The 15,865-nt window shown below is 51.6% G+C and carries 12 protein-coding genes and 1 pseudogene; 7 read left to right on the top strand and 6 right to left on the bottom strand.

Features of this window, described 5'->3' with window-relative positions; all coding sequences use genetic code 11:
• Window positions 1-14: 14 nt before the first annotated feature.
• Window positions 15-470 carry an acyltransferase gene (locus GUC46_RS22275; protein WP_130715365.1) on the bottom strand — a complete coding sequence of 152 codons (456 nt, stop codon included), beginning with the start codon at window positions 468-470 and terminating at the stop codon, window positions 15-17.
• Window positions 471-480: 10 nt separating this feature from the next.
• Window positions 481-990, bottom strand: coding sequence for a GNAT family N-acetyltransferase (locus GUC46_RS22270; protein ID WP_130715364.1), 510 nt, complete (start codon window positions 988-990; stop codon window positions 481-483).
• Between the two features lie 140 nt (window positions 991-1,130).
• Here GUC46_RS22270 and psiE point away from each other — a divergent pair, with 140 nt between their 5' ends.
• On the top strand, window positions 1,131-1,541 hold the full coding sequence (psiE, locus tag GUC46_RS22265) for a phosphate-starvation-inducible protein PsiE (RefSeq protein ID WP_003031674.1): 411 nt from the start codon (window positions 1,131-1,133) through the stop codon (window positions 1,539-1,541).
• Between the two features lie 45 nt (window positions 1,542-1,586).
• On the opposite strand, the gene xylE is transcribed toward psiE, so the two are convergent.
• The 4 genes from xylE to malE form a co-directional block, all read right to left on the bottom strand.
• A complete protein-coding gene (xylE, locus tag GUC46_RS22260) occupies window positions 1,587-3,062 on the bottom strand; it encodes a D-xylose transporter XylE (protein WP_130715363.1) in 1,476 nt (491 codons plus the stop codon).
• Window positions 3,063-3,386: 324 nt separating this feature from the next.
• On the bottom strand, window positions 3,387-4,277 hold the full coding sequence (gene malG / locus GUC46_RS22255; RefSeq protein WP_003031677.1) for a maltose ABC transporter permease MalG: 891 nt from the start codon (window positions 4,275-4,277) through the stop codon (window positions 3,387-3,389).
• A 14-nt stretch (window positions 4,278-4,291) separates the two neighbouring features.
• Window positions 4,292-5,836, bottom strand: a complete 1,545-nt coding sequence (gene malF, locus GUC46_RS22250; RefSeq protein ID WP_046671359.1) for a maltose ABC transporter permease MalF — start codon at window positions 5,834-5,836, stop codon at window positions 4,292-4,294.
• A gap of 131 nt (window positions 5,837-5,967) precedes the next feature.
• On the bottom strand, window positions 5,968-7,158 hold the full coding sequence (malE, locus tag GUC46_RS22245) for a maltose/maltodextrin ABC transporter substrate-binding protein MalE (protein WP_003031680.1): 1,191 nt from the start codon (window positions 7,156-7,158) through the stop codon (window positions 5,968-5,970).
• Between the two features lie 360 nt (window positions 7,159-7,518).
• On the opposite strand from malE, the gene malK reads away from it, so the two are divergent.
• The 6 genes and pseudogenes from malK (at window position 7,519) to ubiC (ending at window position 15,859) form a co-directional block, all read left to right on the top strand.
• The gene (malK, locus tag GUC46_RS22240) at window positions 7,519-8,628 is read left to right on the top strand and encodes a maltose/maltodextrin ABC transporter ATP-binding protein MalK (protein ID WP_003031682.1); all 1,110 of its coding nucleotides are present in this window, start codon (window positions 7,519-7,521) and stop codon (window positions 8,626-8,628) included.
• A gap of 78 nt (window positions 8,629-8,706) precedes the next feature.
• Window positions 8,707-10,062: a maltoporin gene (locus GUC46_RS22235; RefSeq protein WP_003031683.1), complete on the top strand. Its 1,356-nt coding sequence runs from the start codon at window positions 8,707-8,709 to the stop codon at window positions 10,060-10,062.
• Window positions 10,063-10,175: 113 nt separating this feature from the next.
• Window positions 10,176-11,123, top strand: coding sequence for a maltose operon protein MalM (gene malM, locus GUC46_RS22230; RefSeq protein WP_121540619.1), 948 nt, complete (start codon window positions 10,176-10,178; stop codon window positions 11,121-11,123).
• Between the two features lie 229 nt (window positions 11,124-11,352).
• Window positions 11,353-13,602: pseudogene (locus tag GUC46_RS22225) on the top strand (type VI secretion system Vgr family protein); the annotation flags it as partial.
• Between the two features lie 1,118 nt (window positions 13,603-14,720).
• Window positions 14,721-15,005: a type VI secretion system PAAR protein gene (locus GUC46_RS22220; RefSeq protein WP_044715431.1), complete on the top strand. Its 285-nt coding sequence runs from the start codon at window positions 14,721-14,723 to the stop codon at window positions 15,003-15,005.
• Between the two features lie 356 nt (window positions 15,006-15,361).
• Window positions 15,362-15,859 carry a chorismate lyase gene (ubiC, locus tag GUC46_RS22215; protein WP_057102444.1) on the top strand — a complete coding sequence of 166 codons (498 nt, stop codon included), beginning with the start codon at window positions 15,362-15,364 and terminating at the stop codon, window positions 15,857-15,859.
• Window positions 15,860-15,865 lie beyond the last annotated feature (6 nt).

The following is a 15,865-nucleotide window of genomic DNA, read 5'->3' as shown; positions in this document are numbered from 1 at the left end:
CGTCATCAGGGAAGTTACAGGCGACGCAATAATTTTGCCGGGTTTCCCGCGTACACGCCTTTCTCGGTGATTGATTTGGTCACTACGCTTCCTGCGCCGATGACCGCGCCATCGCAGACAGTGACCGCCAGAATGGTCGCCCCGCTGCCGATCGAAACATCGTCGCCAATCGTAATTCTTCCCCAACTGTTGCGGTCGGCGTTGGGTTTTCCTTCGCGGAACATATCGTTGGCGAACATCACGCCATGACCGATAAAACAGCGGGCGCCGAGGGTGACATATTCGCAGATGAAGGTGTGCGACTGAATTTTGCTGTCTGCGCCAATCTGCGTGTTGCCCTGGATTTCAACGAATGGTCCGACAAAAACGTTGTCACCCAATATGCAATCGTAGAGATTGGCGGGTTCATAAATCACCACATTCTCACCGCAGGTAACGTTGCGGACAGCAGATTGTCGAGTATTCACCATATTCATTCTCTTAAAGCTGTTTTTCCATGACGTACAAGACGCTGGTTTGAGAGTCGGTAGTGAAAGCGATTTCTTTCACAAATATCATACCTTGCTGCTCATAAAACTGCCGTGCACGGGGATTTTCAGCCAGTACGTCAAGCCAGAGCCGTTGCTCATTTTGCGCTTTGGCCTGGCGGACAACCTCGGAAAATAGCTGCTCGCCATACTGCTTACCGGTTTCTCCTGGCATCAGGTAGATCTTATGGAGTAGCGTTCCTGGTTGGCCTTCGGGTTCAATGGATTGCCGCAAGCTATATTTCGCAAAGCCAACGGGCGTGTCGGCAAAAGCGATAAGCCAGAAGGTTTCCATACTTGCCAAACTCCGGGCGATCGTGGGCAAGGAATACTCCTGTTCAAGATAAGCATCCAGTTCGAGCGGATTTTTCCATAGATGCGCAAAATGATGTCGATAGCTGGTATATCCCATCGAGCTTAACAGAGCGGCATCATCAGCGGTTGCCATTTGAACTTTAAACATTTCGTATTCCGTTCAGGATATTAGAGGCAGGAGCATTGTTGCATTATTATTGAGCTGCACAAAACATAAACAAAAAATGTAGATCTCTGTCACATTTTTGCGTTATACAGGAACCTCGCCACTGAGTAAGAGGTGCTGTTATGACGTCGCTATCTCGTCCGCGCGTGGAGTTTATCTCCACTATTTTACAGACCGTGTTGAATCTGGGACTGCTGAGTCTGGGCCTGATCCTGGTTGTATTCCTCGGGAAAGAAACGCTGCATCTGGCGGACGTGCTGTTCGCGCCGGAACAAACCAGCAAGTATGAGCTGGTGGAAGGGCTGGTGGTTTACTTCCTCTACTTTGAATTTATCGCGTTGATTGTGAAGTACTTTCAGTCAGGGTTTCACTTTCCGTTGCGCTACTTTGTCTATATCGGGATCACCGCGATTGTGCGGTTGATCATTGTCGATCATAAAGCGCCGATGGATGTGCTGATCTATTCTGCAGCGATCCTGCTGCTGGTGATCACCCTGTGGCTGTGTAATTCCAAACGGCTGAAGCGAGAGTAAAAGACAACACGCCGCAATCGGGCTGCGGCGTGTTGCAGGTCAGGATTACTGCGCAGAGGCAGGCTGGGTTTTCTCTGCGGCGGGTTCCCACAGTTCTTCAAGTTCTTCCAGCGTTTTGCCTTTGGTTTCCGGCACAAACTTCCACATAAACAGCGCGGCCAGAATGCCCATGCAACCGTAAATCCAGTAGGAGAAACCGTTGTGGAAATGGGAAACCAGCCACGAATTTTTGTCCATCATCGGGAAGGTCCAGGAGACGAAGTAGTTCGCCAGCCATTGAGCGGCAACGGCGATGGCGAGCGCTTTGCCACGAATCGCGTTCGGGAAGATTTCAGCCAGCAGCACCCAACAAACTGGTCCCCAGGACATGGCGAATGCGGCGACGTAAAACAGCATCGACAGCAGAGCAACCAGCCCGGAAGCCTGGGTATAAAACGCGGTACCGAGACTGAACATACCGATGGCCATGCCCAGAGCGCCAATAATCTGCAGCGGTTTGCGACCAAATTTATCCACCGTCATGATAGCCAGCACGGTGAAGCTCAGGTTGATCACGCCAACAATAATGGTCTGTAACAAGGCCACGTCGGTGCTGGCTCCCAGCGTTTTAAACACCTCCGGGGCGTAGTAGAGCACGACGTTAATACCGACGAATTGCTGGAAGATAGACAGCATTACGCCGATGACGATAACGCCTGCGCCAAACATCAACAGGCGACCACCGGTTTTACGACCATGTTCCAGAGAGTGATTGATCTCCTGCATGGCCTGGGTGGCGAGGGTACTGCCCATAATTTTGCGCAGAATACCTTCCGCTTGTTCGTGTCTGCCACGCGCCATCAGCCAGCGCGGGCTTTCTGGTACGGTGTACAGCAGCAGTAAAAACAGCAGAGCGGGAATACTTTCGGACGCAAACATATAGCGCCAGCCATCGGTATTCAGCCAGTTCGCATCACCCGAACGGGCGATAAAATAGTTAACGCAATACACTAACAGTTGACCAAAAATAATGGCGAATTGGTTAAATGACACCAGTTTCCCACGAATGTGTGCGGGTGCCAGTTCAGCAATATACATTGGTGAGAGCATTGAAGCTAAACCTACCCCAATACCCCCAATGATACGATAAATTACAAATTCGGGAACGTATCCGGCTAAATAAACGGGTACGGCGTTATCTGGATTAATAGTTGTAAAGCCTAGTTCCGGCCAGGCGGAACCAATACCAGAAATAAAGAACAGCAGCGCCGCGATTTTCAGCGAGTCCCGGCGGCCAAATCGGTTACTGCAATAGCCTCCCAACGCACCGCCGATGATGCAGCCAATCAACGCACTGGCGACGCAAAAGCCCAACAGCGAGTTGGCGGCAGATTCACTTAAGTGTTGTGGGGCGACAAATACGGTATTTAAGGACTCTACCGTTCCGGATATGACTGCAGTGTCGTAGCCGAATAATAGCCCTCCTAATGTTGCCACTAATGTAATCGAAAAAATATAACTGGAATTATATTGAGTGTTCATTCAGACCTGCCTTAGAGGATACAGCTCTTTTGATCAGTGCCGTGATGTTGAATTTAACAGGCAGGGAAGACAATTATCATTTTTTACATTGCAATTACGTTTTGTCTTTTCTGTGATCTTAATTCTGTTTAATTTTATTGCGCTCGGGTGAAAAATAGAATTGCAGTGACGGGGAGCACGAAAGGAAATAATCGTAAGTGTAATACAAAATAACATAAAAAAAGGGCGCTCCGTAGAGCGCCGAATAACAGTCACAGGTTGGGATAACATAAGTTGAGGGTTGCAGTGGCATTGCCCGTTGCCGGGCAGTTACTTCGGTAAAACTTAACCTTTCACACCACCTGCCGTCAGTCCGTTGACCAGCCAGCGCTGCGCCAGCAAGAACACCAGAGTGATCGGAATGGCTGAAAGTACAGCTGCGGCGGCAAAGTCGCCCCACAAATAGTTCTGTGGATTGAGGTACTGCTGCATACCTACCGCGAGGGTATAGCTGTTCACATCACGCAGCAGCAGTGACGCGACCGGTACTTCGGTAATAGCGGCAATGAAAGACAAAATAAACACGACCGCCAGAATCGGAACGGAAAGTGGTAGCAGCACCAGGCGGAATGCCTGCCAAGGCGTTGCGCCATCCAGCGCGGCGGCTTCTTCCAGCGAACCATCGATGGTTTCGAAATAGCCCTTAATCGTCCATACATGCAGCGCAATACCGCCAAGATAGGCGAAGATCACGCCGCCGTGCGTGTTCAGGCCGATAAACGGGATGTACTGGCCCAGGCGGTCAAACAAAGCATACAACGCGACCAGAGACAGCACCGCCGGGAACATCTGGAAAATCAGCATCCCTTTCAGCAGGGTTGCTTTGCCCGGGAAACGCATACGGGCAAAGGCGTAAGCACAGGTGGTGGAAAGCGTCACGATACCGATCGCGGTAATGCTGGCTACTTTCACAGAGTTCCACAGCCACAGCAGTACCGGGAACGGCGGCGGCGTCACACGGCCATCCGCGTGTTCAACGCTAAAGCCCAGTGCCAGTTTCCAGTGTTCCCAGGAGATGTTTTCCGGGATCAAACTGCCGGTGGCAAAGTTACCTTCGCGCAGCGAGATAGCGATAACCATCAGCAACGGGAACATGATCGCCGCGATGAAAATCAGCAGCAGCAGGTGCGTTGTTAAGAGACGCAGTTTCTGAGATTTGGGTTGTACCATAGCCATGTTCGTTGTCTCCCTTAATCAAACTTCATACGTGTGGCTTTCAGGTTCACAATCGCCAGCGCACCCACCAGCAGGAAGATCAGCGTGGCAATCGCCGCCGCCAGACCGAAGTCCTGACCACCGCCGCCTTCAAAGGCGATACGGTAGGTGTAGCTCACGAGCAGGTCGGTATAACCGGCTGGCGTGGTGGTGCCGAGTCGGTCCGGGCCACCGTTGGTCAACAGCTGAATCAGCACGAAGTTGTTAAAGTTAAAGGCGAAGCTGGCGATCATCAGCGGTGTCAGCGGCTTAATCAGCAGCGGTAGCGTTATCTTAAAGAAGTTCTGGAACGGACCTGCACCATCCATCGCCGAGGCTTCATACAGATCGTCAGGAATCGCTTTCAGCAGACCCATGCACAGGATCATCATGTATGGATAACCGAGCCAGGTGTTGACGATAATAATCATCGAACGCGCGGTGGTTGGGTCGCTGAACCAGGCCGGTTTGATGCCAAACAGTGCGCTCAGCATCATGTTGATTTCACCAAAGCTCTGGTTGAATAAGCCCTTAAAAATCAGAATCGAGATAAACGACGGTACGGCATACGGAAGAATCAACAGGACACGGTAAATCGCTTTGCCTTTGAGAGACTCCCACTGTACGAGACAGGCCAGCACCATCCCCACAGCAACGGTGAGGATCACGGTCAGAACGGAGAAGACCACCGTCCAGACAAAGATGGCGAAGAACGGTTTCTGGATGCCTTCGTCGGTAAACACGCGAGTGAAGTTATCCCAGCCGATGGCAACGGTATAGCCTGGACTGAGTTTTTCGCTACCCCAGCTACCGTCAGCGTTAATTGCCTGATAATAACCAATATCGTTATTGGCGCGGTATTTTACGCCGCTCTGGCTGTTGGTGAGCGTACCGTCATCAGCGAGCGTATAAAGTGGCTGCGTGCCGGAAAACTGGCGCAACGAGCTCATAATCACTTTGCTTTCATCCGGCAGGATTGCGGTCAGTTGGTTCAGCGCCTGGCGATTCTGCGTGATGATGCGCAGCGTCCCACGCTCGCCCGCTGGCAAAGCATCCGTTTCTTTCAGTTGCAGTTTCTGTTCGCCGCCAAATTTGAAGGCGTCGGAAACATAATTCTTGCCGGTTTCACCGTCGGTGAGAGCCAATTGCCACTCATCACCCGCCGGATACAGGCCAAAGTTGTAGGTTTTCCCAGCCTGATACGAACGATCCATCAGGACTTCCTGAGCACGTTCAAAGGTCAGTTGGTTAGTACTGCTGTAGTTGGTAAAGGCAATGGCGATCGTACAAATCAGCGGAAACAGGACAAACAGCCCCATACCGGCAACGCCCGGGTAAACATAGCGCCAGGCATAGGCTTTACGGTTAGCGAAAATATACAGGCCAGCAGAGCTTAAAATCAGCGTCATGATGGCAAACAGGTACTCCCCCTGAGCGTACATCAAAACAACAAGGTAACCGACCAGCAGCCCAAGCAGACCCATCACTGACCATTTCAGCGTGTCGCTTTGCCACCAGTGTTTCTTTTTAATGACATCCATGGGGTTCAATCCTCAACAACAATGAAAACCTGTTGGTCAGCGTGCCTGATGGCGCTGCGCTTATCAGGCCTACGGTGTGTTGTAGGCCGGATAAGGCATTTATGCCGCCATCCGGCACGTGTGCTACAGCATTACTTGGTGATACGACCTTGTGCATCTTTCAGCGCTGCATCGACGGTCTGGCGACCGCTGGCGGCGTTGATGACTGCGGTACGAACGGCATACCAGAATGCAGACATCTGCGGGATGTTCGGCATGATTTCGCCTTTCTGGGCGTTATCCATGGTGGCGGCGATGCGTGGGTCTTTTGCTAACTGATCCTGGAAGGATTTCAGCGCAACGGCGCCCAGCGGCTTGTCCTTGTTCACTTCATCCAGACCCTGATCGGTCAGCAGGTAGTTTTCGAGGAACTCTTTCGCCAGTTCTTTGTTCGGGCTGGCGGCGTTGATACCGGCGCTCAGAACGCCAACAAATGGTTTAGACGCTTTGCCTTTGAAGGTTGGCAGCAGCGTGACGCCGTAGTTGATTTTGCTCTTGTCGATATTGGACCACGCCCACGGACCGTTGATGGTCATCGCGGTATCGCCCTTGTTAAAGGCCGCTTCGGCGATGGAGTAATCGGTATCCGCGTTCATGTGTTTGTTCTTGATCAGGTCAACCAGGAAGGTCAGACCCGCTTTCGCGCCGGCGTTATCCACGCCCACGTCTTTCACATCGTACTTGCCGTTTTCAAACTTGAATGCGTAACCGCCGTCGGCGGCAATCAGCGGCCAGGTGAAGTACGGCTCTTGCAGGTTGAACATCAGCGCGGATTTACCTTTCGCCTTCAGTTCTTTATCCAGTGCAGGAATTTCTTCCCAGGTTTTCGGTGGGTTTGGCACGAGGTCTTTGTTGTAAATCAGCGATAGCGCTTCAACCGCGATCGGGTAGGCAATCAGTTTGCCGTTATAGCGTACGGCATCCCAGGTGAACGGATAGAGTTTGTCCTGGAACGCTTTGTCAGGCGTGATTTCAGCCAGCAGGCCAGACTGAGCGTAACCGCCAAAACGGTCATGAGCCCAGAAGATGATGTCCGGGCCGTCGCCGGTCGCGGCAACCTGCGGGAATTTCTCTTCCAGTTTGTCCGGGTGCTCAATAGTGACTTTGATCCCGGTGTCTTTCTCGAATTTTTTGCCCACTTCAGCGAGGCCGTTATAGCCTTTGTCGCCGTTAATCCAGATAACCAGCTTACCTTCTTCAATCTTGGCGAGAGCCGAGGCGGAAAACATCATCGTCGTTAATGCAGACAATGCGAGGATGCGTGCGCCAGTTTTGATTTTCATAGTTCCCATCCTGTTTGGTGATTTTGCAGAGGTGGTTTAACGGTTACTAGTTTCTTTATACGACAACCTCTTTCCATCCTCCTTACCCCTACGCCCCACCCGCTCTTTATGTGATCTGTGTTACATAAATGTGAGTATTGCGTACTGGCGCACATAAAAACCCACCGATTTTTGCAGGCTGCATCACGAAATTCCTCTGAGGCGGGTGGCCCGGGTCTCAGACGCTGCTCTCTCATCCTCCCGCCTCCTCCCCCATAAAAAAGCCGGGGGGTGGAGGATTCACGCAGTCAAGTGATCGCGCATAGTCAGCCCATCATGAATGTTGCTGTCGATGACAGGTTGTAACGAAGGGAGAAGGGCATGGCGAGCGTACAGCTGCGAAATGTAACAAAAGCCTGGGGTGACGTGGTGGTATCGAAAGATATCAATCTCGACATTCACGAAGGGGAATTCGTGGTGTTTGTCGGACCGTCAGGCTGCGGTAAGTCGACCTTGCTGCGTATGATCGCCGGGCTTGAAACCATCACCAGTGGTGACTTGTTTATCGGGGAGACCCGGATGAACGACATTCCGCCCGCCGAACGCGGTGTGGGCATGGTCTTTCAGTCCTACGCGTTATACCCCCATTTATCTGTCGCGGAAAACATGTCATTCGGCCTCAAACTGGCCGGGGCGAAAAAAGAAGTGATGAACCAGCGTGTGAACCAGGTTGCGGAAGTTCTGCAACTGGCACACCTGCTGGAGCGTAAACCAAAAGCGCTTTCCGGCGGACAACGTCAGCGTGTGGCGATTGGCCGTACGCTGGTCGCCGAACCGCGAGTATTCCTGCTGGACGAACCGCTGTCAAACCTCGACGCCGCGCTGCGCGTGCAGATGCGTATTGAAATCTCCCGCCTGCATAAACGTCTTGGTCGCACGATGATTTACGTCACCCACGATCAGGTCGAAGCGATGACCCTGGCTGACAAAATTGTGGTGCTGGATGCCGGTCGCGTAGCGCAGGTCGGTAAACCGCTGGAGCTATACCACTACCCGGCTGACCGCTTTGTTGCCGGGTTTATTGGCTCGCCGAAGATGAACTTCCTGCCGGTGAAAGTCACCGGGACGGCCATCGATCAGGTGCAGGTTGAACTGCCTAACCGCCAGCAAATATGGCTCCCGGTAGACAGCCATGCGGTGCAGGTTGGCGCCAACATGTCTTTAGGTATCCGCCCGGAACATCTGCTGCCCAGCGATATCGCCGATGTCACCCTCGAAGGTGAAGTGCAGGTGGTCGAGCAGCTTGGTCACGAAACACAAATTCATATCCAGATCCCCGCCATCCGTCAAAACCTGGTTTACCGCCAGAACGACGTGGTGTTGGTAGAAGAGGGTGCCACATTCGCTATCGGCCTGCCGCCAGAGCGTTGCCATCTGTTCCGTGAGGATGGCAGTGCATGTCGTCGGTTGCATCAAGAGCCGGGTGTTTAAGGTATCCCATTAAAAAAAAGCGCAAAACCGTCAAGGTGAAGCGTTTAAAGAAAAGCAATGATCTCAGGAGATAGAACGATGATTACTCTGCGCAAACTCCCTCTGGCGGTTGCTGTGGCGGCAGGCATTATGTCTGTTCAGGCAATGGCTGTGGATTTCCATGGCTATGCACGTTCCGGCATTGGCTGGACGGGTAGCGGCGGTGAACAACAGTGTTTCCAGGCAACCGGCGCCCAAAGTAAATACCGTCTTGGTAACGAATGTGAAACCTATGCGGAAATTAAACTAGGTCAGGAAGTGTGGAAAGAGGGCGATAAGAGCTTCTACTTCGACACTAACGTTGCCTATTCCGTCGCACAGCAGAATGACTGGGAAGGGACTGACCCGGCCTTCCGTGAAGCCAACGTACAGGGTAAAAACCTGATTGAATGGCTGCCAGGCTCCACTATCTGGGCAGGTAAGCGCTTCTATCAGCGTCATGATGTTCACATGATCGACTTCTACTACTGGGATATTTCAGGTCCTGGTGCTGGTATTGAAAACATAGATCTGGGCTTCGGTAAACTGTCTCTGGCCGCGAGCCGTTCACAGGAAGCGGGTGGTTCATATGCTTTCAGCAGCCAGAATATCTATGATCGTACCAAAGACACCGCCAACGACGTATTTGACGTTCGTTTAGCACAGTTGGCAACTAACCCGGATGGGATGTTGGAATTGGGCGTTGACTATGGCCGTGCGAATACCACCGATGATTACCACCTGGCAGACGGCGCATCTAAAGATGGTTGGATGTTCACCGCTGAACATACCCAGAGCATGCTGAAGGGCTACAACAAGTTTGTTGTTCAGTACGCGACAGATTCTATGACCACTCAGGGTAAAGGTCTGAACCAAGGGTCTTACGGTTCATCCTCCTTCACCGTTACTAACCCAGACGGTAGTAAAACGAATTACGCCAATAACGTTATTAATAACAACGGTAGCCTGTTCCGCGTACTTGACCACGGTGCAATCTCCCTGGGCGACAAATGGGATCTGATGTACGTCGGTATGTACCAGAACCTCGATATGGATAACGACCTGGGGACCGAATGGTACACCGTCGGTATTCGTCCGATGTACAAATGGACACCGATCATGAGCACCCTGCTGGAAGTCGGTTACGACAACGTCAAATCTCAGCAAACTGGCGATCGCAACAGCCAGTACAAAATCACCCTGGCGCAACAGTGGCAGGCTGGCGACAGCATCTGGTCCCGCCCGGCAATTCGTGTCTTTGCAACCTATGCCAAATGGGATGAAGAGTGGGGCTACGTTAAAAATGGTAACGACGTAACCAAATACGCCGCTGCAACCAACTCTGGTATCAGCACAACCAGCCGTGGCGACAGCGATGAGTGGTCCTTCGGTGCCCAGATGGAAATCTGGTGGTAATTCAGCACTAACCTGACGTAAAGACCGAAAGAGGGGCGCCAGCCCCTCTTGATTACGGTTTAGCGCGCTATTGCCTGGCCACCGCTGAACCCATGCTATCTGAGGTGATAACAATGAAAATGAAGAAAAGTCTCGTTGCCCTTTGTTTATCTGCAGGGTTATTTGCCAGCGCGCCTGGCATCAGCCTGGCCGATGTAAATATTGTTCCGCAGAACACCACCGCGGCTCCAGCTATTCCCACTGCTGCGCTACAACAGTTAACCTGGACGCCGGTTGATCAATCCAAAACCCAGTCGACACAGCTAGCGACAGCGGGTCAGCGTCTTGATGTTGCTGGTATTACTGGCCCAGTCGCTGCGTACAGCGTACCCGCGAATATTGGTGAGTTAACCCTGACGCTGGCCAGTGAAGTCAACAAACAAACCAGCGTATTTGCGCCAAACGTCTTAATTCTTGATCAGAACATGACGCCATCTGCGTTCTTCCCCAGCAGCTATTTCACCTACCAGGAACCCGGCGTGATGAGTGCCGATCGTCTGGAAGGCGTAATGCGTCTGACGCCAGCGCTGGGTCAGCAAAAACTCTATGTTCTGGTCTTTACCACGGATAAAGATCTTCAGCAGACCACCACGCTGCTTGACCCGGCAAAAGCCTATGCCAAGGGCGTAGGTAACGCGATTCCGGATATTCCAGACCCGATTGCCCGTCATACCACCGACGGTCTGCTGAAGCTGAAAGTCAAAACCAGCTCCTCTTCCAGTGTTCTGGTTGGGCCGCTGTTTGGTTCATCCGGCCCTGGCCCTGTCACGGTTGGCAATACCGCCGCGCCTGCGGTGGCCTACGCGGCCCCGGCAGCAGCAGTTGCTACTCCAGCGCCACAACCGGTGAAGAAAAGTGAGCCGATGCTAAATGACACGGAAAGTTATTTTAACCAGGGCATTAAGGATGCTGTGGCGAAAGGCGATGTCGATAAAGCGCTGAAGCTGCTTGATGAAGCTGAACGTCTGGGATCCAAATCTGCCCGATCCACCTTTATCAGCAGTGTAAAAGGCAAGGGGTAAACGTCTCCCCGCAGTGCTGATTTTGCAACAACTGGTGCGTCTCCTGGCGCACCTTTTTTTATCTGTAATGATTCGGCATGTGTATGTAATTTGATAAATTCCACTCTGAAATGGAAAGTAATCTAAACGTTTTCTGAATTTAAGCTGCTTTTTATACAACGTACTTTTCCCTGCATTGTTCGGGACGTATGGTTCTCTGCAAACGTATGAATACGTCACGGAGTAACTCATGTCACAGCAGGGACTGCGCTTTACGCTCGACGTGGACGGGTTAGTGGCGATGAGCACCGCCGTCGTCAGCTTCACCCTCAGCCAGAATCTCTCCACCCCCTTTTTGCTCTGCGTTGATATCGCCAGCGGCCTGCCTGACCTCACCGCCACAGATTTTCTCGAGAAAAACGCCACCCTCACTGTCTGGCAGGGGGCTGTTGCACTGCGTTATCTTCACGGCATCATCACCGGCGTGGAGCTTAGGGAGAACAACGACTGGCAGATGAATTACCAGCTGACTGTTTCGCCCCCGCTCTGGCGGGCAGGGCTGCGGCAGAACTTCCGCATCTTTCAGCAGCAGGATATCCAGACTGTTTCCGCCACCCTGCTTGCTGAAAACGACGTCACTGACTGGGTGCCTTCCTTTTATGAGCCCCATCCCGCCCGCGAATTCTGCGTGCAGTACGGCGAAACTGACCTCAATTTTCTGAGCCGCCTGTGGGCCGAAGAGGGTATTTTCTTCTTTGACTGGTTCCTCCCGACCGGTCCCGACCAGAAACTGGTGCTCTGCGATGACGTCGCCGGGGTCTCCACATTCGGCGAAATGCCCTTTAACCCGAACACCCGGGAAGCCACCACCGCATGCATCAGCGCGTTCCGCTACCGGGCGCAGATTCGCCCTTCCTCAGTTGAAAACCAGGATTACACCTTTAAAGTCCCCGGATGGCCCGGTTACTTCAGCCACCACGCCAAAAACCTCAACGGCCAGCGCACACAGTATGAAATCTTTGATTATCCGGGACGCTTCAAAGACGTACAGCATGGTCAGGACTTTGCCCGCTACCAGGCGGAGGGCCACCGGCAGGATGCTGAAACGGCAGCCTGCGTGAGCAACTCCCCGAAACTGTGGCCCGGCAAACGTTTTACCCTGACCGGTCACCCGTCAGAAACGCTGAACCGCGAATGGCAGGTCACCGGCTCTGTACTGGAAGGAAGGCAGCCACAGGCGCAGCACGGCAGCTCCGGCGAAGGCACCACACTCAGTAACCACCTGGACGTCATCCCGGCCGACCGGACATGGCGTGCCTCCCCGCGGCCCAAACCCGCCGTGGACGGCCCGCAGAGCGCCATTGTCACCGGTCCTGCCGGCGAGGAAATCTTCTGCGACGAGCATGGCCGGGTGCGGATACGTTTCCACTGGGACCGCTACTGCCCGGGGAACGAAGACAGCTCCTGCTGGGTGCGGGTGTCGCAGGCGTGGGCCGGTGCCGGATTTGGCAACCTCGCCATTCCGCGCGTGGGTCAGGAAGTGATAGTGGACTTCCTCAACGGCGACCCGGACCAGCCCATTATTATGGGCCGCACCTACCACCAGGACAACCGCTCGCCGGGCAGCCTGCCGGGCACGAAAACGCAGATGACCATCCGCTCGAAGACCTACAAAGGCGGCGGATTTAACGAACTGAAATTCGATGACGCCACGGGCAATGAGCAGGTCTATATCCATGCGCAGAAGAACATGGATACGGAGGTACTGAACAACCGAACCACTGATGTGAAGGTGGACCATACGGAGACCATCGGCAATAACCAGAGCATCACTGTGGGACTCGGGCAGACCATCACGGTGGGTAAAGAAAACGCATCCGGACACGACCGGACAGTCACGGTCGCGCATGACCAGCGCAACACGACGGGGAATGACCGTCAGGTGGCGGTGGGTCATGATGACACGGTGACGATAAAGAACGACCGGAAGACAGAAGTGATGCACGACCGGCGTGAGCAGGTGGGGAATGACGAGACGCTGGTTGTGGGCAATGACCGGAAGATGTCGGTGAAGGGAAAACAGGAGCAGACCACCACCGGCGACCATGTCAGCCTGGTGAAAGGGATGAAGAGCCTGGAGGTGAAGGGAGACCTGGCGCAGAAGATAAGCGGCGCGCTGGGGCTCAAGGTACAGGACGATATTGTGCTGGAAAGCAGCAGCCGGATAAGCCTGAAGGTGGGCGGTTCGTTTGTGGTCATCCACCCGGGCGGCGTGGACATTATGGGGCCGAAAATTAATCTCAACAGCGGGGGGAGTCCGGGAACACCAGTAGGGACGTTACAACCGAGTGTACTGGCGGCGTTAGGTGATGATGAGTCAGGAAGACATATTGCTTATTTTCCTGATGGTACAAAAGAAGAAATAACAGATCAGGGCGAACCAGAACAATACGGACAGACAGCACGCAAGGTGGTTAATAGTAAATCAGAGTTCGCCATAAACGGGAAAGAAAAAAATTATACATCGGAAGTCATACTTATAACATCAACTATAATAGAAAAGCATTCAACATATGAAATCGGTGGAGATCATTCTGCTGTGTATTTTAACATCAAAAATGATTCTTTGGGGCCGTATCTTTTTGATCCTAATGGAAGTTATAATCCATATAAGAAACTAGAAAATGGACATGGACAACGTGGATCAGGTTTTTTATTTAGTGGTGAATTTGCAAATTTGAATGATTTCATTGCTTATCAGGAAAATCCTGAGGGCGAATCGAAAGATAAACTTGAAAGTGAATGGTTTCCATATAAAGTTAAAATGGTATCTTTACCTGTTACGGATGAAGAGATAGTGGTGCTAAAAAACGCCGCTATTGCTTTAGATGATGGTGATGAGGAGCCCGGAGCATTTAGTTGTGCTGAATGGTCTTCAAAATTGCTACAACATATAGAGCCTGATATGGATACGTATACGCTACCAAATTCGTTATGGGCAGCTGTGGTTGAGATAAGAAAGCGTAGACTGGAAGAAAAGGATACTGCCAGATGAAAATGTTTAAAACGGCTTTCATTTTTTTAGTGCTTTTTATTTTTATGGTTATTCATTTTCATTTTTTGTATAAAGCTGTAGAAAAACATCAGGTTCATGATTTTTATTTTTTTATTTATTTTGTTATATATTTTTATCTTCAATTTTCTTATTGGTAGTATTTGACATTTTCTATACAATGAAACCTGTATGGACTTTGTTTATCGGTTGTATCTGTGGATGGTTTGTGTCATTTTGTTCGTTGCTCATCACTGATATAATATTAGGGGAGGGGGTAATCATCCGATGGCGCGTACTTTTCATGATGTCATGGGTGATGTTAATTGGATGGTGTTATTTCCCATTTTTTATTTTTCTTATGAAACACTTTAATTTGATGAAAAGGAAAGGTAATTATTGAATGAAATTGAGAAAATATTATTGAGTATATCCGACGGACACAACATCCAGGCAGAGAAAGAGCATGAAAAGTTTATTTTTATACATAAATAGAATTTTCTCAGATAAAAGATCCGTGATCTTGCTCTGCTGTCAGACGTTCATATGATCGATGGAGAATCCCCATGCCCACAGCAGCCCGACTTAACGACAAAGGCACCCAGCACGATGGTTATCACGAAACCGTTATTACTGCGGGTTCTCCAACGGTTTCTGTCGACGGACTACCTGCAGCCCGTATGGGTGACCCACTGACACCCCACGATAAACCCAAACATCCGCCTCACCCACGTAAGATAGCCAGTGGTTCAGGCACTGTGTTTATTGACGGCCTCCCTGCCGCCAGAACCGGTGACGCCATTGACTGCGGCGGCGTGGTTATCGGCAGCGGTACAGTCAACATCGGTTGATATACGCTGATATAAAAGGGAAAAAGTTATATCACTAAAATGGACAGCGCTTAACACTGGAAGTGGAGGGGGCATGGTGATTGACACTGCCGTTGTCGGTTTATAGCGGTCAAGTAATACTGGTCACTGGTTAGCTAAATTTTTTGCAAATCAGAACCTGCGATGTGCCGGCAGAGTCGAGCACAACAGAAAATTACTCTGTTTTTAACTAGAGGGCAGGGTTCCCCGTAATTTTTAGCTTTCTATGCTGATTGTTACACTTATGTTGCTCTGCCGATCACTTAATTGTGTTTGCTCACCCCGTAATGCCTTTTCTGCGATACAATGCCTTTAGGTTATAAATCGGAGAGTAAGGCATGCCACACCCTGCGTTAACGCAACTGCGTGCGCTGCGTTATTTTGATGCGATCCCGGCGCTGGCCCCGCAACTGCTCGACTGGTTGTTACTGGAAGATTCCATGACCAAACGTTTTGAGCAGCAGGGCAAAGAAGTCACCGTCACGTTGATTCGCGAAGCGTTCGTTGGGCAAAATGAGGTGGCTGAAGAACTGACGCTGCTGCCTAAAGAGTCCCGCTATTGGTTACGCGAAATCCTGTTATGCGCGGATGGTGAACCCTGGCTTGCCGGGCGTACCGTGGTGCCTGAATCTACCCTGTGTGGCCCTGAACTGGCTTTACAAAACCTGGGGAAAACCCCGCTCGGACGCTACCTGTTTACGTCATCGACATTGACCCGAGATTTTATTGAGATTGGCCGCGATGCAGCGCTGTGGGGGCGTCGTTCCCGCCTGCGGCTGAGCGGTAAGCCGTTGATGCTTACCGAGCTTTTTCTGCCTGCATCGCCGTTGTACTGAGAGGAA

The sequence above is a fragment of the Citrobacter sp. LUTT5 genome (genome assembly GCF_009905315.1).
GTDB lineage: Bacteria > Pseudomonadota > Gammaproteobacteria > Enterobacterales > Enterobacteriaceae > Citrobacter > Citrobacter freundii.
Note: the sequence above shows the minus strand (reverse complement) of the source record. Positions and strands in the feature narration are given on the sequence as shown.

Excerpts from the sequence above, each read along its gene's own strand:
- malG (WP_003031677.1), bottom strand. The coding sequence starts at position 4,277 with ATGGCTATGGTACAACCCAAATCTCAGAAACTGCGTCTCTTAACAACG.
- malE (WP_003031680.1), bottom strand. The coding sequence starts at position 7,158 with ATGAAAATCAAAACTGGCGCACGCATCCTCGCATTGTCTGCATTAACG.
- malF (WP_046671359.1), bottom strand. The coding sequence starts at position 5,836 with ATGGATGTCATTAAAAAGAAACACTGGTGGCAAAGCGACACGCTGAAA.
- GUC46_RS22220 (WP_044715431.1), top strand. The coding sequence starts at position 14,721 with ATGCCCACAGCAGCCCGACTTAACGACAAAGGCACCCAGCACGATGGT.
- xylE (WP_130715363.1), bottom strand. The coding sequence starts at position 3,062 with ATGAACACTCAATATAATTCCAGTTATATTTTTTCGATTACATTAGTG.
- GUC46_RS22275 (WP_130715365.1), bottom strand. The coding sequence starts at position 470 with ATGGTGAATACTCGACAATCTGCTGTCCGCAACGTTACCTGCGGTGAG.
- GUC46_RS22235 (WP_003031683.1), top strand. The coding sequence starts at position 8,707 with ATGATTACTCTGCGCAAACTCCCTCTGGCGGTTGCTGTGGCGGCAGGC.
- malM (WP_121540619.1), top strand. The coding sequence starts at position 10,176 with ATGAAAATGAAGAAAAGTCTCGTTGCCCTTTGTTTATCTGCAGGGTTA.
- psiE (WP_003031674.1), top strand. The coding sequence starts at position 1,131 with ATGACGTCGCTATCTCGTCCGCGCGTGGAGTTTATCTCCACTATTTTA.
- malK (WP_003031682.1), top strand. The coding sequence starts at position 7,519 with ATGGCGAGCGTACAGCTGCGAAATGTAACAAAAGCCTGGGGTGACGTG.
- GUC46_RS22270 (WP_130715364.1), bottom strand. The coding sequence starts at position 990 with ATGTTTAAAGTTCAAATGGCAACCGCTGATGATGCCGCTCTGTTAAGC.
- ubiC (WP_057102444.1), top strand. The coding sequence starts at position 15,362 with ATGCCACACCCTGCGTTAACGCAACTGCGTGCGCTGCGTTATTTTGAT.